Genomic DNA, 18,579 nt, shown 5'->3' on the forward strand with positions numbered 1-18,579 from the left:
CCATATTCAACTTGATGCTTACTAAATTGCTTCAAGCACCCGGCACAAAATGCTTCTGCGCCGTCCCACGAGCAATCAACCGGGAGATGTAGTCGAGTTTCTGCGCGTCCTGGTCGACGAAGCGGAAGGTCAGTTGCAGCCAGTCGCTGTCCGGCTTCTGTTCGTAGGCCACGACCGCGTGCAGGTAACCGTTGAGGCGTGCGATTTCGGCGTTGTCGCCCTGCTCCAGGTCGAGCACGGCGCTGTCGAGTACCTGCGGCAGGCTTTCAGTACGCCGGACCACCAACAGCGCCTCCTTGAGGCTCAGGGCTTTGATCGCGCATTGTTGAATGCCATTGGGCAGACGCAGTTGACCTTGACCACGGCCGCCCGGAGACGAGGCAGCAGTCTTGATCGGCGGGCTGTTGAGCAGGCCTTGGGAAGGTGCGGCAGGCGCGGCAGGCGCGGCAACGGGCTTGACCACTTCGGCCTTGCCGCCGGTCAGGGCGCTGAGGGAATCGTTGCCGAACGCCGAATTCATTTTGGTCGGCGCGCTGGCGAGCAAGGTCTCGAGTTTGCCGACCTTGTGCAGGGCCTGCTTGACCTTGGTCAGCAACTGCTCGTTGGTGAAAGGCTTGCTGACGTAGCCGGACACCCCGGCCTGAATCGCCTGGACCACGTTCTCTTTGTCGCCACGGCTGGTGACCATGACAAACGGCATGCTCTTGAGGTGGTCTTGTTCACGGCACCAGGTCAGCAGTTCGAGGCCGGACAATTCCGGCATTTCCCAGTCACACAGGACCAGGTCGAAGGCTTCGCGCGCGAGCAAGGTCTGAGCCTTCTTGCCGTTGACCGCCTCTTCAATCTTGATACCCGGAAAGTAGTTGCGCAGGCACTTCTTCACCAGGTCGCGAATGAACGAAGCGTCATCTACCACCAACACACTAACCTTACTCATTCACCACCCCTTCAAGAATCCCGGCAAGCATAATGCTCGGCTGATGGCAATTTGCCAAAGCTCTTCAGTCACTCCGGGACTTTTTTCGTTCGCGGGTGCTATGAGTTCGAAAACCACAAACAAAAACGCCCGACCACAAGGTCAGGCGTTTTTTCTCGGGGCAATCTTACTTATCGTCAGCTTTACCCGGAACATTAGCGCTTTCGGCGCTTGTGCCTTCAACTTCTTCTTTCATGCGCTTGAGGCCAAGGTGCCGCACGTCGGTGCCGCGCACCAGGTAAATCACCAGTTCCGAGATGTTGCGAGCGTGATCGCCGATCCGTTCCAGCGAACGCAGCACCCAGATGATGCTCAAGACCCGTGAGATAGAGCGCGGGTCTTCCATCATGTAGGTGGCCAGCTCACGCAGCGCGGTCTTGTACTCGCGGTCGATGATCTTGTCATACTGCGCCACCGACAGCGCCAGATCGGCGTCGAAGCGGGCGAATGCGTCCAGCGCGTCGCGGACCATGTTGCGTACCTGATCACCGATGTGCCGAACCTCGACGTAACCGCGCGGGGCCTCGCCTTCTTCGCACAACTGGATGGCACGACGGGCGATCTTGGTCGCTTCGTCGCCGATGCGCTCCAGGTCGATCACCGACTTGGAGATGCTGATGATCAAGCGCAAATCGGACGCGGCAGGCTGACGACGGGCCAGAATGCGCAGGCACTCTTCGTCGATATTGCGTTCCATCTGGTTGATCTGGTCGTCGATGTCCCGCACTTGCTGGGCCAGACCCGAGTCGGCTTCGATCAGCGCGGTCACCGAGTCGTTGACCTGTTTCTCTACCAGACCACCCATGGCCAGAAGGTGACTGCGCACCTCCTCGAGTTCGGCATTGAACTGCTGGGAGATGTGATGGGTGAGGCCTTCCTTCGAAATCATGATTTGCTCCGCAAAAGCTGTGAGCTGCAAGCTACAAGCTGCAAGCTGTCTGTGTCGTTACGCTGAACCGCTTTTACTTGCCGCTTGAAGCTTGCGGCTTGGCGCTGCTTCCTAGCCATACCGACCGGTGATGTAGTCTTCGGTCTGCTTCTTCGCCGGATTGGTGAACAGGGTATCGGTGTCGCCGAATTCCACCAGTTTGCCCATGTACATGAACGCCGTGTAGTCGGAAACCCGGGCGGCCTGTTGCATGTTGTGGGTCACGATGACGATGGTGAACTTGGATTTCAATTCGTAGATCAGCTCTTCGACCTTCAGCGTCGAGATCGGGTCCAGCGCCGAGCAAGGTTCATCGAGCAGCAGGACTTCCGGCTCCACGGCGATGGTGCGAGCAATCACCAGACGTTGTTGCTGACCACCGGACAGACCGAGTGCCGACTCGTGCAGCCGGTCCTTGACCTCATCCCACAGGGCTGCGCCCTTCAACGCCCATTCGACGGCTTCGTCGAGCACACGCTTTTTGTTGATGCCTTGTATGCGCAGGCCATAGACCACGTTTTCATAGATGGTTTTCGGGAACGGGTTGGGCTTCTGGAACACCATCCCGACCCGGCGACGCAGCTCCGCGACGTCTTCACCCTTGCGATAGATGTTGTGGCCGTACAGATTGATTTCGCCTTCCACGCGGCAACCGTCGACCAGATCGTTCATCCGGTTGAACGTGCGCAGCAGGGTCGACTTGCCACAACCGGACGGGCCGATAAAGGCGGTCACACGCTGCTTGGGAATATTCAAGCTGACATCGAACAACGCTTGTTTGTCACCGTAGTACAGGCTCAGGCCCGGGACTTCGATGGCAACGGTTTCTTGCGCCAGGCTCAGGCTTTGCTTGTCGCGCCCCAGGGCGGACATGTTGATGCCGTGGCTATGTGCTTCGTGCTGCATGGGAGGCTCCCTGTGCTAACAAATTCGTTTCGGTTTTTGTGGGAGCGAGCCTGCTCGCGATTCAGGCGACGCGGTTTTAATCTGAAACCACGTTGATGCCATCGCGAGCAGGCTCGCTCCCACAGAGAAATCAGTACTGCATGAAATCAACTATCCAACGCTTTGTACTTCTCGCGCAGGTGGTTACGAATCCACACTGCCGACAGGTTGAGCGTGGCGATCACCATGACCAGCAGCAATGCCGTGGCGTATACCAGCGGTCGCGCGGCTTCGACGTTCGGGCTCTGGAAACCGACGTCGTAGATGTGAAAGCCCAGGTGCATGATTTTCTGGTCCAGGTGCAGGTACGGGTAGTTGCCATCCAGCGGCAGCGACGGCGCCAGTTTCACCACACCCACCAGCATCAGCGGCGCCACTTCACCGGCGGCGCGAGCCACGGCGAGGATCATGCCGGTCATCATCGCCGGGCTGGCCATCGGCAGGACGATCTTCCACAGCGTTTCCGCCTTGGTCGCGCCGAGCGCCAACGAACCTTCACGCACGGTACGAGGAATCCGCGCCAGGCCTTCTTCTGTGGCGACGATCACCACCGGCACCGCCAGCAATGCCAACGTCAGCGATGCCCAAAGCAGGCCCGGAGTACCGAAAGTCGGTGCCGGCAAGGCCTCAGGGAAGAACAACCGGTCGACCGAGCCGCCCAGTACGTAGACGAAGAATCCCAGGCCGAATACCCCGTAAACGATCGCCGGAACACCCGCGAGGTTGTTCACGGCAATACGGATCAACCGGGTCATCGGACCCTGGCGGGCATATTCACGCAAGTAGACCGCCGCCAGCACGCCGAACGGGGTGACGATCATCGCCATGATCAGGGTCATCATCACGGTGCCGAAAATGGCCGGGAAGATCCCGCCTTCGGTGTTGGCTTCACGTGGGTCGTCGCTGAGGAATTCCCAGACCTTGCTGAAGTAGAAGCCGACCTTGGTCAGGGTGCCCATGGCGTTCGGCTGATAGGCGTGCACCACTTTGCCGATGCTGATTTCCACTTCTTTGCCGTTGGCATCGCGGGCCGTGAGGCTGTCGCGGTTGAACTGGGCGTGGAGGTCATCGAGCTGTGCTTCGATCGCCTTGTAGCGATTGTTCAGTTCGGCGCGTTCGCCGTCCATATCCGCCTGAGCAGCGGCGTCGAGGGTGCCGGCCAGTTCCAGTTTGCGGGCCTGCAGACGCAGACGTTCGAGGCCGGCGTTGATGGCACCGATATCGGATTTTTCGAGGGTTTTCAGTTGCGTGGCGAGCTGGTTGACGCGCTCGACCCGGGCTTGCAGCTCCGGCCACGCCGCCTCGCCTTCAGCGATGACCTTGCCGTCCTGTTTGACGTTGACCAGGTAGCCGTAAAAGTTACCCCACTCACGACGTTCGATGGCCATCAGTTCTGGCGGCGTGGTCTGGTTGGTCAACCACTCGCCGACGATCCAGGTGAAGTCGGTGCCGTTCAGGTCACGGTTTCCGACCTTGATCAGCTCGCGGGTCATGAACTCCGGGCCTTGATCGGGTACTGGCAGACCAGCACTTTTCAAGCGCTCACGGGGTACTTGTTCTTTCTGCACCACTTCGCCGACGACCAGCTGATTGGCTTGGCCAGGAACGTTGTAATGGGCGTGCACCAGGTCCGCCGGCCAGAAGTGGCCCAAGCCGCGCACGGCAATCACGGCCAGCAGGCCGATGGTCATGATGACCGCGATGGACACCGCGCCACCGCTGATCCAGACGCCTGGGGCGCCGCTCTTGAACCATCCTTTCAGGGAGTTCTGTTTCACAGACTTCTACCTTTCTTAAAGCGACGAGTATTTCTTGCGCAGACGCTGACGGATCAGCTCGGCGAGGGTGTTCATGACGAAGGTGAACAACAGCAGCACCAGCGCCGAGAGGAACAGCACGCGGTAGTGGCTGCCGCCGACTTCCGATTCGGGCATTTCCACTGCAACGTTGGCGGCCAGGGTGCGCAGGCCTTCGAACAGATTCATTTCCATAACCGGGGTGTTACCCGTGGCCATCAGCACGATCATGGTTTCACCCACCGCGCGACCCATGCCGATCATCAAGGCCGAGAAAATGCCCGGGCTGGCGGTCAGGATCACCACGCGAGTCATGGTCTGCCATGGCGTGGCGCCGAGTGCCAGCGACCCCAGGGTCAGGCCACGCGGCACGCTGAACACGGCGTCTTCGGCGATCGAGTAGATGTTCGGGATCACCGCAAAGCCCATGGCCAGACCGACCACCAGAGCGTTGCGCTGGTCGTAGGTGATGCCCAGGTCGTGGGAGATCCACATGCGCATGTCGCCGCCGAAGAACCAGTTTTCCATGTACGGGCTCATGTACAGCGAGAGCCAGCCGACGAACAGGATCACCGGAATCAGGATCGCGCTCTCCCAGCCGTCCGGCACCCGCAGGCGCAGCGACTCAGGCAGGCGACTGAAGGTGAAGCCGGCGACCAGGATGCCGATTGGCATCAACAGCAGCAGACTGAAAATCCCCGGCAAATGCCCTTCCACGTACGGTGCCAGGAACAGACCGGCGAAGAAGCCGAGGATCACCGTCGGCATCGCTTCCATCAACTCGATCACCGGCTTGACCTTGCGGCGCATGCCCGGGGCCATGAAGTAAGCGGTGTAGATCGCGGCGGCAACGGCCAGTGGGGCGGCCAGCAACATCGCGTAGAACGCGGCCTTGAGCGTACCGAACGTCAACGGCGAGAGGCTCAGCTTGGGTTCGAAGTCGGTATTGGCGGCGGTCGATTGCCAGACGTATTTAGGCTCGTCGTAGTTCTCGTACCAGACCTTGTTCCACAAGGCGCTCCAGGAAACTTCCGGGTGCGGGTTTTCCAGCAGCAGCGGTTGCAGTTTGCCGCCCTCTTCGACGATCACCCGGTTGGCCCGTGGCGACAGACCGAAGATCCCGGCGCCATCGACCACTTGATCGACCAGCAAGGTGCGGTGTGCGGTGCTGTGGAATACCCCGAGCTTGCCCGAGGCGTCCAGTGCGACGAAGCCTTTGCGGCGCTCTTCGGCGGTGATCTCGACGATCGGCGTGATGCCCATCTGGAAGGTGCGGATCTGTTTCAGACGTTGCTCGCCATCCGGGTCGCGGGCCATGAACCACTGGGCCAGGCCGCCCTTGGAATCACCGATGATCAGCGAGATACCGCCCACCAGTTGGGTACTGGCGGTCACTTCGGCTTCGCCGTTGTCGAGCAGCTTGTAGCGACCATTGAGGCTCTTGTCGCGCAGACTGAACACGTCGGCCTGGGCACGCCCATTAAGCACGTAAAGCCATTGCTGGCGCGGGTCGATGAAGATGGCTTTGACCGGCTCGGTCATTTGCGGCAGATCGATACGCGCCTGATCACTGGTGATTTCACCGGTCATCATGTTTTCTTCTTGAGTCAGCGACAGCACATGCAGTTGTGGACCGGTAGAGCCGGCGACCACCAGGGTTGAATCGGTGGCATTGAGGCTGACGTGCTCCAAGGGCCGGCTTTGTTCATCGAGCGCGATCGGTGTTTCACCGTAAGGGTATTCGATGGCCGGAGAGATGGTTTTCTTGCCGTCCGGATAACTGACCTTATAGGTGTGACGGAACATCAGCGCCTGGCCATTGGACAGGCCGACGATCACCAGCGGGCTGCCAGGTTGATCTTCACCGATGGAGGAAACACTGACACCGGCCGGGATCGGCAGGTCGACGCGGCGCAGTTCGGCGCCACTGTCGAGGTCGAAGAACAGCGCCTGGCCCTTGTCGGAAACCCGCATGGCGACCTGGTTCTGTTCTTCAAGGGAAATCATCAGCGGCTTGCCGGCATCCTGCATCCAGGCCGGCGTGATGGCGTCTTTGGCGGTCAGGTCGGCGCCCTGGAACAGCGGCATCACCACGTAACCGAGGAAGAAGAAGATCAACGTGATTGCGCCGAGGACGGCGAGACCGCCGATCAGCACGTACCAGCGGGTCAGGCGGTCTTTGAGCGCGCGGATGCGGCGCTTGCGTTGCAGCTCAGGCGTATTGAAGTCAATTCGCTTGGGGGGATTTGTAGTCATGGTAGAAGTGGCCAGATCATTCATTCGCACACCCTAGCGATCCTGTATGACAGAAAGATGACAATGCAGTGACGCAACTAATCCGCCGCCGAGCAAAGCTGGCAGCGGACCAAAAAAGAGTGGCTGGGGTCCTGGTCGATCAGACCCCGCCGAGGTGGTGCAGCCTGGGTCACGACCCAGGCTCAGGTATTACTTTTTTACGACTGCAGCGCCTTCCTGCAGACCGAGGTCAGCCAGTGCTTTTGCAGCAACCTTGGCTGGCAGCGGGATGTAGCCGTCTTTCACCACCACTTCCTGACCCTGTTTGGACAGAATCAGTTTCACGAACTCGGCTTCCAGCGGGGCCAGAGGCTTGTTCGGGGCTTTGTTGACGTAAACGTAGAGGAAACGCGACAGCGGGTATTTGCCGTTGAGGGTGTTTTCTTCGGTGTCTTCAACGAACTCAGTGCTGCCTTTCTTGGCCAGGGCCACAGTCTTCACACTGGCGGTCTTGTAGCCGATGCCCGAGTAGCCGACGCCGTTCAGCGAGCTGCTGATCGATTGCACAACCGACGCCGAACCTGGTTGTTCGTTGACGTTTGGCTTGTAGTCACCTTTGCACAGGGCTTCTTCCTTGAAGTAGCCATAGGTGCCGGACACCGAGTTACGACCGAACAGTTGCACTGGCTTGTTGGCCAGGTCGCCGGTCACGCCCAGGTCACCCCAGGTTTTCACGTCGGCTTTGGCGCCGCACAAACGAGTCGAGGAGAAGATCGCGTCGACTTGTTCCATGGTCAGGTGCTTGATCGGGTTGTCCTTGTGCACAAACACGGCCAGGGCATCCACAGCGACCGGGATCGCGGTTGGCTTGTAGCCGTATTTGGTTTCGAAGGCTTGCAGCTCGTTATCCTTCATTTTACGGCTCATCGGGCCCAGGTTAGCGGTGCCTTCAGTCAGCGCGGGGGGCGCAGTGGAGGAGCCGGCAGCCTGAATCTGGATGTTGACGTTCGGGTATTCTTTTTTGTAGTTCTCGGCCCACAGGGTCATCAGGTTCGCCAGGGTATCGGAACCGACGCTGGACAAGTTGCCCGACACACCTGTGGTCTTGGTGTAGCTCGGGATAGCAGGGTCAACAGCGGCAACCGCATTGGCAGTCGCAACGCCAGCAGCGACAAACGTCATTGCCGCCATCAAACGCTTCAGTTTCATGCCTTACTCCTAGCAGATAGGTGTGTTAAGTCGGGCCAAGTATCTTTGGGCCGTGTGAACACTCTATGACTGGAATGTGACAATTAGATGAAAGGCCAGCATTCGGTTAGAAGGCTGGCCTTTTCAGGTGAGGAGCTAATGCTGGTATCGCCAGGCGCCAGCCGATATTTAAATCAACGCCCCTTCTTCCACAGATACAGCCCTACCAGAATCCCCATGCTGCAAATAATCGCCACATAGTAGGCCGGAGCCAACGGGCTTTCCTTGAGCATCCAGGTGACGACCATCGGGGTCAGGCCGCCGAAGATTGCGTAGGCCAGGTTGTAGGAAAACGACAAGCCGCTGAAACGCACCACGGCCGGGAAGGCCTTTACCATCACGTACGGCACCGCGCCGATGGTGCCGACGAACAGACCGGTCAGCGCGTACAGCGGGAACAGCCAGTCGGGGTGGTTGAACAGGCTGTGGTAGAAGATCCAGGAGGTCAGCAACAGCGCCCCGCTGCCGAATACAAACACCCGGCCAGCACCGAAACGGTCAGCCAGCGCGCCCGAAGCCACGCAGCCGACGCTCAGGAAGACAATCGCCAGGCTGTTAGCCTGCAACGCAATGGTTGGCGAGAAGTGATAAATGGTCTGCAGTACCGTCGGAGTCATCAGAATGACCACAATGATCCCCGCCGAGAGCAACCAGGTCAGCAGCATCGAGATCAAGATCGCCCCACGATGGTCGCGCAGCACCGCACGCAGCGGCACTTCATCGGCCAGGGCCTTACGCAGTTGCAGCTCGGCAAATACCGGAGTTTCGTGCAGCCAGCGACGCAGGTACACCGAAAACAGGCCAAATACTCCACCCAGCAGGAACGGGATACGCCAGGCGTAATCGACGACCTGCTCGGGGGTGTAAATGCTGTTGATCGCGGTGGCGACCAGCGAGCCAAGCAGGATCCCGACAGTCAGGCCGCAGGTCAGCGTGCCGCAGGCATAACCGATATGACGTTGTGGCACATGCTCGGACACGAACACCCAGGCGCCCGGCACCTCACCGCCAATGGCCGCGCCCTGGATCACTCGCATCAGCAGCAGGAGGATCGGCGCCCACATGCCGATCTGCGCGTAGGTCGGCAGCAACCCCATGATCAACGTGGGCACGGCCATCATGAAGATGCTCAGGGTGAACATCTTCTTGCGCCCCAGCAGGTCGCCAAAGTGCGCCATGACAATGCCGCCCAGGGGCCGCGCCAGATAACCGGCCGCGAAAATCCCGAAGGTCTGCATCAGGCGCAGCCATTCCGGCATGTCCGCCGGGAAGAACAACTTGCCGACGACCGTGGCGAAGAACACGAAGATAATGAAGTCGTAAAACTCCAGCGCCCCACCCAGGGCGGACAGCGATAAAGTCTTGTAGTCGCTACGGGTCAACGGACGTGCGGGTTGCGCTGGCTGCGCAATGCTCGAAGGCACACTGGTCATGGCAAGGGCTTCTCTTATAGTCGGATCTGGAAGCCGCAACAGCGCTGGTTGAGGCCTGGCAGGTTCGGCACCATAGCAAATTGTTCGAAAAAGCACACAGATGAGCGTAATTGGTGGTCAAAATGAGAACCGGACGGTCGTCGCGGGGTCTACCGATCGATATACTCGCAACCTGCAACAACTTGAAAGGGTTGCTGTGCGAAAACGCCGTTGGGTGCCATCAGGTGCGTACCTGAGCCAGCCGGTTTCGCAGAGTTTCCCTTAGTACGCCTTACGAAAAACGCGACGAACGTAGTATGTTCTGGCTGAATCGTTTTTCTAGGCTCTAGTGCGCAAAGTCGCCGAGCGAAGGTCAGGCAAGGCAAAAACAGGCGAGGACCGGCTGAGGTCGCACCCGACTTTACGGGTTGTAAATGAGCAGTCCGAGCCTGTTTTTAACGCAGCATGACCGAGCGCAGGCACTTTGCGTGCAGAGCCGCAAGACGGCTATTCACCTGAAATACCAAAGAGAGTCACGGGTCAGAGGCACCCCCGGCATGATAGAGCTCGAACAAGAAGATCCTATTCCGCAAGGCGATCTGGCCCTGCAAATCACCGCGCTTCCTCGCGAGACCAATGGTTTCGGCGATATTTTCGGCGGCTGGCTGGTGGCGCAGATGGACCTCGCCGGCACGGCAATGGCCAGTAAAGTGGCCGGTGGGCGCGTAGCCACCGTTGCCATCGATCGCATGGCTTTCCTCGTGCCGGTCGCGGTCGGCGCGCAACTGTCGTTCTATACTCAGGCCCTGGAAATCGGCCGCAGCTCGATTCAAATGATGGTCGAGGTCTGGAGCGACGATCCACTGTCCAGCGAATGGCGTAAAGTGACTGAAGCCGTATTTGTCTTCGTCGCCATCGATGGCAGCGGACGCACCCGTTCGGTGCCGCCACGACGTTAAACTCTCGGGCCCTTTACGGGTCCATTGCAGTCAATGTTCCCGAGTGAGATTGCAGCATGCCGACGCCCAACGTTGAAGCCGTGAAAATGGATGAGCTGAACTGCTGGCGCATCCGCCACGGTCAGGCCGAATTGCTGGTGGCCCAGCAAGGCGCGCACGTACTCAGCTATCAATTGAACGGGCAGCCGCCGCTGATCTGGCTCAACGATGAGGCGGTGTTCAATACCGGCAAGAGCGTTCGTGCCGGGGTTCCGGTGTGCTGGCCGTGGTTTGGCAATCTGGCGCGCAATCCGCAAAGCGTTCAGGACATGCGCCAGAGCACTGAACCCGCCACCGCCCACGGTTTGGTCCGGACGATAGATTGGGAGCTGGCCGGGATCGAAGCCGAGGGTGAAAGCCTGAACGTCGAATTCGTCCTGCCACGGCCTGAAGAGGGCTTGCCAGGCTGGCCGCACAAGGTCGAGTTGAAGCTGAAAATTCGTCTGGATGAGCAACTGCACATCAGCCTCACCAGCCTCAACCTGGGTACTGAAAGCGTGAGCATCAGCCAGGCGCTGCACAGTTACTTCGCCGTCAGCGATGTGCGCAACGTGCACGTCGATGGGTTGGACGGGCTGAACTATATCGAGACCCTGGACGACTGGAAAACCTGCACTCAAGCCGGTGATCTGCGCTTTGTCGGGGAAACCGATCGCATCTATCTGGATACGCCTGAACAGCTGAGCATTGTGGACCCGGCCTGGGAACGGCGTATTCAGCTGACCAGCCGCGGTTCACGCTCGGCGGTCATCTGGAACCCCTGGATCGATCGCGCCGCACGCTTCGGCGACATGGCCGACGACGGCTGGCAGCACATGCTGTGCATCGAGACGGCGAATGTGATGGATGACGTGGTGACGCTGGCGCCAGGGGCGAGTCATACCCTGGGTGTGAGTGTTGCCAGCAAGCCATTGTAGAAACACCGCGGACAACTGTGGCGAGGGGGCTTGCCCCCGCTCGGCCGCGAAGCGGTCGTAAAACCAGCCAATGGGTTCCTTCTGACAGAATTCGATTGCAGGTTTTGGGACTGCTTCGCAGCCCAGCGGGAGCAAGCTCCCTCGCCACAGGTCTGGTGTCCAGACCTTACAAATCCGCCTCTTGCACCACCCTCACCTTCGCCGCATCCAGCGCATAAGCCGCATCAGCCAGATCGTTGCTGACCTGCTCCACCTTCAGGGTGCCGGTTACCCACAGCGGCGTGTAGATATCATCCAGCTTCAACCCCTTTGGATAACGCACCAGCACCAGTTGATTGGGCGGTGGCGGCGGTACGTGGATGCAGGCGCCCGGGTAAGGCACCAGGAAAAACAACGTGCTGCGACCCTTGGCATCGGTTTCCAGCGGCACCGGGTAACCACCGATACGGATGTGCTTGTCGTTCATCGCCGCCACGGTTTTGCTCGAGTACATCACCGCGGGCAGACCTTTGCTCTGCTTCAGGCCACCCTTGTCGGTAAAAGTCCCGTTGGCCTCAGGCGAGTCATGGTCGATTTCCGGCATTTGCTCGAGGGCTTTCTGGTCCGACTTGGGCATCAGTTCGAGCCAGTCGGTTTCCGGCAGTTCTGCGGCATGGGCCAGGCCACTGCCCAGCAAGAGGAGAGTCAACAGAAGACGACGCATGATGTACTCGGCAATGAGGGGACGGTGGAACGCCGAGCATTCTAGTGCCCTGTCTCGCCAATGCGTTCAACTTTTGACCAGTGGATAGCGTTGTCAGGCAAGATGCCGCGACGAGTCATAGCGCTATGGAGAGGAGCGGCAACGCAGCATAGCGATGCTAGGCGCCGTCAAAAAATGAATAACCATTTTCGAGACAGGGCACCCTTCTCTACGTGCGGCGTAGAGAGGGCTTGGTCGCTAAATCAGTTCTTTCTGACCAGGCCGTAGACCACCAGCAACACCACAGCGCCTACCAATGCGCCGATGAAGCCCGCGCCCTGGCCCGCCTGATAGATGCCCAATGCCTGGCCGCCATAGGTCGCTGCCAGCGAACCGCCGATACCGAGCAGAATGGTCATGATCCATCCCATGCTGTCATCGCCAGGTTTCAGGAAGCGTGCCAGCAGCCCTACGATCAAGCCGATAAAGATGGTTCCGATAATACCCATGACATTTCCCTCTGTATGAAGTGGCGTTGCCAAAGCCTAGACAGACTTTGGCATCCTGCCATCAGAGAACGGCGAGGCACTAAGGTTCCCGCCAGGCATGGAGATTTACTCGGCGATCAGCGCTTCGACCTTGAGAATCTGCTGCTCAAGGGTGGCCTTGTCGGCGCAGCGCAGGTTGGCGTGACCGACCTTGCGGCCGACCTTGAATTCCTTGCCATAGTGGTGCAGATGGCAATCGGCGATGGCCAGGACCTTCTCGGTCTCCGGCACCTTGCCGATGAAGTTGATCATCGCGCTTTCACCCACCTTGGCGGTCGGGCCCAGCGGCAGACCGGCTACCGCCCGCAGGTGGTTTTCGAACTGGCTGCACTCGGCGCCTTCGGTGGTCCAGTGACCGGAATTGTGGACCCGCGGGGCGATTTCGTTGGCCTTGAGGCCACCGTCGACTTCAAAGAACTCGAACGCCATCACGCCGACGTATTCCAGCTGCTTGAGCACACGGCTCGAATAGTCTTCGGCCAGGGCTTGCAACGGGTGATCGGTACTGGCCACGGACAGCTTGAGGATGCCGCTGTCGTGGGTGTTGTGAACCAGCGGATAGAACCTGGTTTCGCCATCGCGAGCCCGCACAGCGATCAGCGAAACTTCGCCAGTGAATGGCACGAAGCCTTCCAGCAGACAGGCAACGCTGCCCAGTTCGGCGAAGGTGCCAACCACATCGGCCGGAGTGCGCAGGACTTTCTGACCCTTGCCGTCGTAACCCAGGGTGCGGGTTTTCAGCACGGCCGGCAGGCCGATGCTGAGCACAGCCGCGTCCAGATCGGCTTGCGACTGGATGTCGGCAAAGGCCGGAGTGGGAATGCCGAGGTCCTTGAACAGACTCTTTTCGAACCAGCGATCGCGGGCGATGCGCAGGGCTTCGGCACTCGGGTAGACCGGCACGAACTGCGACAGGAAGGCCACGGTTTCAGCCGGGACGCTTTCGAACTCGAAGGTCACCAGATCGACTTCATCGGCCAATTGGCGCAAGTGAAGCCGATCGTCGTAATCGGCCCGCAGGTGTTCGCCCAACGCCGCTGCGCAGGCATCCGGCGCAGGGTCAAGGAAAGCGAACTTCATCCCCAGCGGTGTACCCGCCAGAGCCAACATGCGACCCAGCTGGCCGCCACCGATTACACCGATCTTCATCGTCAACAACCTCAGGCGATGCGTGGGTCTGGATTTTCCAGGACGCTGTCTGTCTGCTCAGCGCGGAATTTTTTCAGCACCGTATGAAATTGCGGGTGTTTGGCGCCGAGGATGCTCGCGGACAACAGCGCGGCATTGATTGCGCCGGCTTTGCCGATCGCCAGAGTCGCCACCGGAATGCCCGCAGGCATCTGCACGATAGACAGCAGCGAATCGACGCCCGAAAGCATCGCCGACTGCACCGGTACGCCCAGTACCGGCAGGTGGGTCTTGGCCGCACACATGCCTGGCAAATGCGCTGCGCCGCCGGCGCCAGCGATGATCACCTCGATGCCGCGTTCTTCGGCCTCTTCGGCGTACTGGAACAGCAGGTCCGGGGTGCGGTGGGCAGAGACCACTTTCACCTCGTAAGGGATGCCGAGCTTTTCCAGCATATCGGCGGTGTGGCTAAGGGTGGACCAATCGGACTTCGAGCCCATGATCACGCCAACCAGTGCACTCATCGTCGTGCCTCTTCTCTCTGGGCGCCCGCGGGCGCGTCAAAAAACAACAAGCCACGCGGGAGGACCGGCGTGGCTTGTTGTACGAATTCAGGCCGGTCGAACCGGCCAAAGGCCGCGCAGTATACCGCAAAGAGGCAGATAAACAGCCCCTTCTACGACCATCTGTCATGCGGGGCAAAGTCCTGGTTTTGTTGACTCGAAGGTCAGCCAAAGATCAACACAAAACCCCTTGCTCGCGATGGAGGTGTAACCGTCAACATTGAAGTTGGATGTTAGGGCCTCATCGCGAGCAAGCTCGCTCCCACAGGGTTCTGCATCTGCCTCAAGAACCAGTCGTGCCTTGGGCGGCGCCACCTTCCAGTTTGCGCCAGAGCAACCGCACGTTGGCCTTGCGTACCAGCGCGCAGCGGTACAGGCGAATCTCCAGCGGCACATGCCATTGCGGGCCGCCGCAGACCACCAGCTCGCCGCGGGCCAGTTCGGCGCGCACGCTCAGTTGCGGCACCCAGGCGATGCCCAGTCCTTCGAGAGCCATGCTTTTCAAGCTATCGGCCATGGCGGTTTCATAGATGGTGGTGAATCGCAGCGCCCGCTGGCGCAGCAGCAGGTTTACCGAACGCCCTAGAAACGCACCGGCGCTGTACGCCAGCAACGGTACGCTGGCTTCACCTTCCAGATCGAACAACGGCTTGCCGTCGGCATCGGCCGCACAGACCGGAAGCATCTCGGTGTCTCCCAGATGCAGCGAAGGAAAGATTTCCGGATCCATCTGCAGCGCCGCATCCGGGTCGTAGAAGGCCAGCATCAGATCGCAGCCACCTTCACGCAACGCATGTACAGCGTCGCCGACGTTAGTTGCCACCAGCCGCGTGGCTATATTCAGACCTTCGTTGCGCAATTGCGCGATCCAGCGCGGGAAGAAACCCAAGGCCAGGGAGTGAGCGGCGGCGACCTGCATCACTTCGCCCTGCCCGCCTTCCAGGTGATGCAAATGCCGCAGCACTTCGCCGAGCTGTTCGACCACGGTGCGTGCGGTCACCAGAAACAGTTGCCCCGCCGCCGTCAGCTCGATCGGCGTGCGCGAACGGTTGACCAGAGTCAGGCCCAGCGCGGACTCGAGGCTGCGGATACGCCGACTGAACGCCGGCTGGGTGACGAAACGTCGCTCGGCAGCCTGGGAGAAACTGCGAGTGGCGGCCAGAGCACTAAAGTCCTCGAGCCATTTGCTTTCCAGATTCATCACGTCCTCCCGGACACGCACCATTTTAGGTCATACGCTCGACGCACAAGCGGCGTCACATCGACATTATGCCGTTTATGCATAGGCCAGTGTTTAACAGCATTGGCCCTAAATTGCCCACAAGCCTAGCATTGACAGTGTTCCGGCATAGCCCGGGTCCATATCGAGATGATTTCTATCATGTCCTCCGCTGCATCTTTCCGCACAGAAAAAGACCTGCTTGGCGTACTCGAAGTACCGGCTCAAGCGTATTACGGCATCCAGACCCTGCGAGCGGTGAATAACTTCCGTCTCTCCGGCGTTCCGATTTCGCATTACCCGAAGCTGGTTGTGGGTCTGGCAATGGTCAAACAGGCTGCTGCTGACGCCAACCGTGAGTTGGGTCACCTCAGCGAAGCCAAGCACGCTGCCATCAGCGAAGCCTGTGCCCGTCTGATCCGCGGCGATTTCCACGAAGAGTTCGTGGTGGACATGATTCAAGGCGGCGCTGGCACTTCAACCAACATGAATGCCAACGAAGTCATCGCCAACATCGCGCTGGAGGCCATGGGCCACAGCAAGGGCGAGTACCAGTACCTGCACCCGAACAACGACGTGAACATGGCGCAGTCGACCAACGACGCCTACCCGACAGCGATCCGTCTGGGTCTGCTGCTGGGTCACGACGCCCTGCTTGCCAGTCTCGACAGCCTGATCCAGGCGTTCGCCGCCAAGGGTATCGAGTTCAACCATGTCCTGAAGATGGGCCGTACCCAGCTGCAAGACGCCGTGCCGATGACCCTGGGCCAAGAATTCCGTGCTTTCGCCACGACCTTGAGCGAAGACCTGGCGCGCCTGAAAACGCTCGCTCCCGAGTTGCTGACCGAAGTGAACCTGGGCGGCACCGCGATCGGCACCGGTATCAACGCCGATCCGCGCTACCAGCACCTGGCCGTATCGCGTCTGGCAATCATCAGCGGTCAACCGCTGGTACCGGCCGCCGACCTGATCGAAGCCACGTCTGACATGGGCGCCTTCGTGCTGTTCTCCGGCATGCTCAAGCGTACTGCGGTCAAGCTGTCGAAGATCTGCAACGACCTGCGCCTGCTGTCCAGCGGTCCACGCACCGGCATCAACGAAATCAACCTGCCAGCGCGTCAGCCAGGCAGCTCGATCATGCCTGGCAAGGTCAACCCGGTTATCCCGGAAGCGGTCAACCAGGTAGCGTTCCAGATCATCGGTAACGACCTGGCGCTAACCATCGCGGCCGAAGGCGGCCAGTTGCAACTGAACGTGATGGAGCCGTTGATCGCCTTCAAGATCTTCGACTCGATCCGCCTGCTGCAACGCGCCATGGATATGCTGCGCGAGCACTGCATCGTCGGCATCACCGCCAACGAAGAGCGCTGCCGCGAACTGGTCGAGCACTCGATCGGCCTGGTCACCGCGCTGAACCCGTACATCGGCTATGAGAACGCCACCCGCATCGCCCGCATCGCCCTTGAAAGCGGCCGCGGCGTGCTGGAACTGGTGCGCGAAGAAGGCTTGCTCGACGACGCCATGCTCGCCGACATCCTGCGCCCGGAAAACATGATTGCTCCGCGTCTGGTGCCTCTGAAGGCTTAACCAAACGCCGGCTCTTTCTCTTTTAACGAAGAGCACCAAGAGCCACGCTCACCAGGTCGAGGGACTAGACACCTCTCACCTTTTGAGGGCTTGGGGATTATTCCCCAGGCCCTTTTTTTTTGTCCGGTGTGCAGCACAGGGAAAGCGGGCGCATCCGTTGCACCCGACGTGACACACCGCGCGGTCAGCGTCATGCTCGGCCGTACGGTGTACTCGTCCAGGAGATTTCCACATGAACCCCGAAAATTATCCCGCCGCGCAACACGTCATGGTGCTCTACACCGGCGGCACCATCGGCATGCAAGCCAGTGCCCATGGCCTGGCCCCGGCGTCCGGTTTTGAAGCGCGGATGCGCGACTACCTGCACAGCCAACCAGAGCTGGTGGTACCGGACTGGCGCTTTCGCGAAATGGCCCCGTTGATCGACAGCGCCAACATGACCCCCGCTTACTGGCAGCGCCTGCGTGAAGCGGTCATCGACGCCGTCGACGTTCAGGGCTGCGACAGTGTGCTGATCCTCCACGGCACCGACACCCTCGCCTACAGCGCCGCGGCCATGAGTTTCCAGCTGCTCGGTTTGCATGCGCGCGTGGTGTTTACCGGCTCGATGCTGCCAGCCGGCGTCACCGACAGCGATGCCTGGGAAAACCTCGGCGGTGCGCTGGTTGCCTTGGGCCAGGGCCTGGCGCCAGGCGTGCATTTGTACTTCCACGGCGAACTGCTGGAACCGACCCGTTGCGCGAAAATCCGCAGCTTTGGCCGTCATCCGTTTGCCCGCCTGCAACGCCAGGGTGGCGGAACCAAGGCGTCTTCGCTTCCGGCCGAGTTGAATTACCATCAGAACAAACAGCTGGCGAACGTCGGCGTACTGCCCCTGTTCCCAGGTATTGGTGCAGAACAACTGGATGGATTGCTGAACAGCGGCATTCAGGGGCTGGTGCTTGAATGCTTCGGCAGCGGCACCGGGCCGAGCGACAACCCCGAGTTCCTCGCCAGCCTGCAACGAGCGCAGGACAAGGGCATCGTGGTTGTAGCAATCACTCAATGCCATGAAGGCGGGGTGGCGCTGGACGTCTACGAAGCCGGCAGCCGTTTGCGTGGGGTTGGCGTGTTGTCGGGTGGCGGCATGACTCGCGAAGCGGCGTTCGGCAAGTTGCATGCGCTGCTGGGGGCGGGGCTTGAGACAGCTGAGGTTCGGCGGTTGGTCGAATTGGATCTGTGCGGCGAGCTGAGCTGACTCAACGCTGCTATAAGGGCGGCGCAATACCTGTGGGAGCGTGGCTTGCCCGCGAAGAACGATAACGCAGTGAATCTGAAAAACCGCGGTGTCTGCTTCGCGGGCAAGCCCGCTCCCACAGAGATTGCGGTCCACCCAACAGCTTCTGCGGCACACAACT

The 18,579-nt window shown here is 60.0% G+C and carries 16 protein-coding genes; 4 read left to right on the top strand and 12 right to left on the bottom strand.

Translation table 11 applies throughout. The features are described 5' to 3' along the window. Nucleotides 1-31: 31 nt before the first annotated feature. The 7 genes from F8N85_RS11930 to F8N85_RS11960 all read right to left on the bottom strand — a co-directional run bounded on the left by F8N85_RS11930 (nucleotide 32) and on the right by F8N85_RS11960 (nucleotide 9,561). Complete coding sequence (locus F8N85_RS11930) at nucleotides 32-937, bottom strand: response regulator (protein WP_150803814.1); 906 nt, start codon at nucleotides 935-937, stop codon at nucleotides 32-34. A 166-nt stretch (nucleotides 938-1,103) separates the two neighbouring features. Further along, nucleotides 1,104-1,865 (bottom strand): phosphate signaling complex protein PhoU, encoded by a 762-nt coding sequence (gene phoU, locus F8N85_RS11935; RefSeq protein WP_150803815.1) that lies wholly within the window; start codon nucleotides 1,863-1,865, stop codon nucleotides 1,104-1,106. A 111-nt stretch (nucleotides 1,866-1,976) separates the two neighbouring features. Next, nucleotides 1,977-2,810 carry a phosphate ABC transporter ATP-binding protein PstB gene (pstB, locus tag F8N85_RS11940; RefSeq protein ID WP_150803816.1) on the bottom strand — a complete coding sequence of 278 codons (834 nt, stop codon included), beginning with the start codon at nucleotides 2,808-2,810 and terminating at the stop codon, nucleotides 1,977-1,979. 146 nt (nucleotides 2,811-2,956) lie between these two features. Continuing rightward, a complete protein-coding gene (gene pstA / locus F8N85_RS11945; protein WP_150803817.1) occupies nucleotides 2,957-4,627 on the bottom strand; it encodes a phosphate ABC transporter permease PstA in 1,671 nt (556 codons plus the stop codon). Between the two features lie 15 nt (nucleotides 4,628-4,642). Continuing rightward, nucleotides 4,643-6,676 (bottom strand): ABC transporter permease subunit, encoded by a 2,034-nt coding sequence (locus F8N85_RS11950; protein ID WP_191636169.1) that lies wholly within the window; start codon nucleotides 6,674-6,676, stop codon nucleotides 4,643-4,645. A gap of 414 nt (nucleotides 6,677-7,090) precedes the next feature. Further along, nucleotides 7,091-8,089 (bottom strand): phosphate ABC transporter substrate-binding protein PstS, encoded by a 999-nt coding sequence (locus F8N85_RS11955; RefSeq protein WP_150803819.1) that lies wholly within the window; start codon nucleotides 8,087-8,089, stop codon nucleotides 7,091-7,093. Nucleotides 8,090-8,262: 173 nt separating this feature from the next. Continuing rightward, complete coding sequence (locus F8N85_RS11960) at nucleotides 8,263-9,561, bottom strand: MFS transporter (protein WP_150803820.1); 1,299 nt, start codon at nucleotides 9,559-9,561, stop codon at nucleotides 8,263-8,265. A gap of 536 nt (nucleotides 9,562-10,097) precedes the next feature. Between F8N85_RS11960 and F8N85_RS11965 the strand changes: the two genes are divergently transcribed. Together F8N85_RS11965 and F8N85_RS11970 are read left to right on the top strand one after the other, a co-directional pair. Continuing rightward, nucleotides 10,098-10,499 (top strand): acyl-CoA thioesterase, encoded by a 402-nt coding sequence (locus tag F8N85_RS11965; protein WP_150640794.1) that lies wholly within the window; start codon nucleotides 10,098-10,100, stop codon nucleotides 10,497-10,499. 56 nt (nucleotides 10,500-10,555) lie between these two features. Then, nucleotides 10,556-11,455, top strand: a complete 900-nt coding sequence (locus F8N85_RS11970) for a D-hexose-6-phosphate mutarotase (RefSeq protein WP_150803821.1) — start codon at nucleotides 10,556-10,558, stop codon at nucleotides 11,453-11,455. A gap of 166 nt (nucleotides 11,456-11,621) precedes the next feature. On the opposite strand, the gene F8N85_RS11980 is transcribed toward F8N85_RS11970, so the two are convergent. From F8N85_RS11980 to F8N85_RS12000, 5 genes are all read right to left on the bottom strand, one after another. Beyond that, nucleotides 11,622-12,158: a DUF3299 domain-containing protein gene (locus F8N85_RS11980; RefSeq protein ID WP_150803822.1), complete on the bottom strand. Its 537-nt coding sequence runs from the start codon at nucleotides 12,156-12,158 to the stop codon at nucleotides 11,622-11,624. A gap of 242 nt (nucleotides 12,159-12,400) precedes the next feature. After that, nucleotides 12,401-12,646 (bottom strand): GlsB/YeaQ/YmgE family stress response membrane protein, encoded by a 246-nt coding sequence (locus tag F8N85_RS11985; RefSeq protein WP_150803823.1) that lies wholly within the window; start codon nucleotides 12,644-12,646, stop codon nucleotides 12,401-12,403. Nucleotides 12,647-12,751: 105 nt separating this feature from the next. After that, complete coding sequence (locus tag F8N85_RS11990; protein ID WP_150803824.1) at nucleotides 12,752-13,834, bottom strand: 5-(carboxyamino)imidazole ribonucleotide synthase; 1,083 nt, start codon at nucleotides 13,832-13,834, stop codon at nucleotides 12,752-12,754. Nucleotides 13,835-13,845: 11 nt separating this feature from the next. Then, on the bottom strand, nucleotides 13,846-14,337 hold the full coding sequence (gene purE, locus F8N85_RS11995; protein ID WP_150803825.1) for a 5-(carboxyamino)imidazole ribonucleotide mutase: 492 nt from the start codon (nucleotides 14,335-14,337) through the stop codon (nucleotides 13,846-13,848). 322 nt (nucleotides 14,338-14,659) lie between these two features. Beyond that, nucleotides 14,660-15,577 carry a LysR substrate-binding domain-containing protein gene (locus tag F8N85_RS12000; RefSeq protein ID WP_150803826.1) on the bottom strand — a complete coding sequence of 306 codons (918 nt, stop codon included), beginning with the start codon at nucleotides 15,575-15,577 and terminating at the stop codon, nucleotides 14,660-14,662. Between the two features lie 180 nt (nucleotides 15,578-15,757). Between F8N85_RS12000 and F8N85_RS12005 the strand changes: the two genes are divergently transcribed. Both F8N85_RS12005 and F8N85_RS12010 read left to right on the top strand, forming a co-directional pair. Further along, nucleotides 15,758-17,182, top strand: a complete 1,425-nt coding sequence (locus tag F8N85_RS12005; RefSeq protein WP_150803827.1) for an aspartate ammonia-lyase — start codon at nucleotides 15,758-15,760, stop codon at nucleotides 17,180-17,182. Nucleotides 17,183-17,414: 232 nt separating this feature from the next. Further along, on the top strand, nucleotides 17,415-18,419 hold the full coding sequence (locus tag F8N85_RS12010; protein WP_150803828.1) for an asparaginase: 1,005 nt from the start codon (nucleotides 17,415-17,417) through the stop codon (nucleotides 18,417-18,419). Nucleotides 18,420-18,579: the final 160 nt, after the last annotated feature.

Source organism: Pseudomonas fluorescens (genome assembly GCF_902497875.1).
Lineage (GTDB): Bacteria > Pseudomonadota > Gammaproteobacteria > Pseudomonadales > Pseudomonadaceae > Aquipseudomonas > Aquipseudomonas fluorescens_BR.

Bases quoted from the DNA above. Each gene is read 5' to 3' on its own strand.
- F8N85_RS11930 (WP_150803814.1), bottom strand. From the start codon at position 937: ATGAGTAAGGTTAGTGTGTTGGTGGTAGATGACGCTTCGTTCATTCGC.
- F8N85_RS11990 (WP_150803824.1), bottom strand. From the start codon at position 13,834: ATGAAGATCGGTGTAATCGGTGGCGGCCAGCTGGGTCGCATGTTGGCT.
- F8N85_RS11965 (WP_150640794.1), top strand. From the start codon at position 10,098: ATGATAGAGCTCGAACAAGAAGATCCTATTCCGCAAGGCGATCTGGCC.
- F8N85_RS11950 (WP_191636169.1), bottom strand. From the start codon at position 6,676: ATGCAGGATGCCGGCAAGCCGCTGATGATTTCCCTTGAAGAACAGAAC.
- purE (WP_150803825.1), bottom strand. From the start codon at position 14,337: ATGAGTGCACTGGTTGGCGTGATCATGGGCTCGAAGTCCGATTGGTCC.
- F8N85_RS11985 (WP_150803823.1), bottom strand. From the start codon at position 12,646: ATGGGTATTATCGGAACCATCTTTATCGGCTTGATCGTAGGGCTGCTG.
- F8N85_RS11960 (WP_150803820.1), bottom strand. From the start codon at position 9,561: ATGACCAGTGTGCCTTCGAGCATTGCGCAGCCAGCGCAACCCGCACGT.
- phoU (WP_150803815.1), bottom strand. From the start codon at position 1,865: ATGATTTCGAAGGAAGGCCTCACCCATCACATCTCCCAGCAGTTCAAT.
- F8N85_RS11955 (WP_150803819.1), bottom strand. From the start codon at position 8,089: ATGAAACTGAAGCGTTTGATGGCGGCAATGACGTTTGTCGCTGCTGGC.
- F8N85_RS12000 (WP_150803826.1), bottom strand. From the start codon at position 15,577: ATGAATCTGGAAAGCAAATGGCTCGAGGACTTTAGTGCTCTGGCCGCC.
- F8N85_RS12005 (WP_150803827.1), top strand. From the start codon at position 15,758: ATGTCCTCCGCTGCATCTTTCCGCACAGAAAAAGACCTGCTTGGCGTA.
- F8N85_RS11970 (WP_150803821.1), top strand. From the start codon at position 10,556: ATGCCGACGCCCAACGTTGAAGCCGTGAAAATGGATGAGCTGAACTGC.
- F8N85_RS12010 (WP_150803828.1), top strand. From the start codon at position 17,415: ATGAACCCCGAAAATTATCCCGCCGCGCAACACGTCATGGTGCTCTAC.
- pstB (WP_150803816.1), bottom strand. From the start codon at position 2,810: ATGCAGCACGAAGCACATAGCCACGGCATCAACATGTCCGCCCTGGGG.
- F8N85_RS11980 (WP_150803822.1), bottom strand. From the start codon at position 12,158: ATGCGTCGTCTTCTGTTGACTCTCCTCTTGCTGGGCAGTGGCCTGGCC.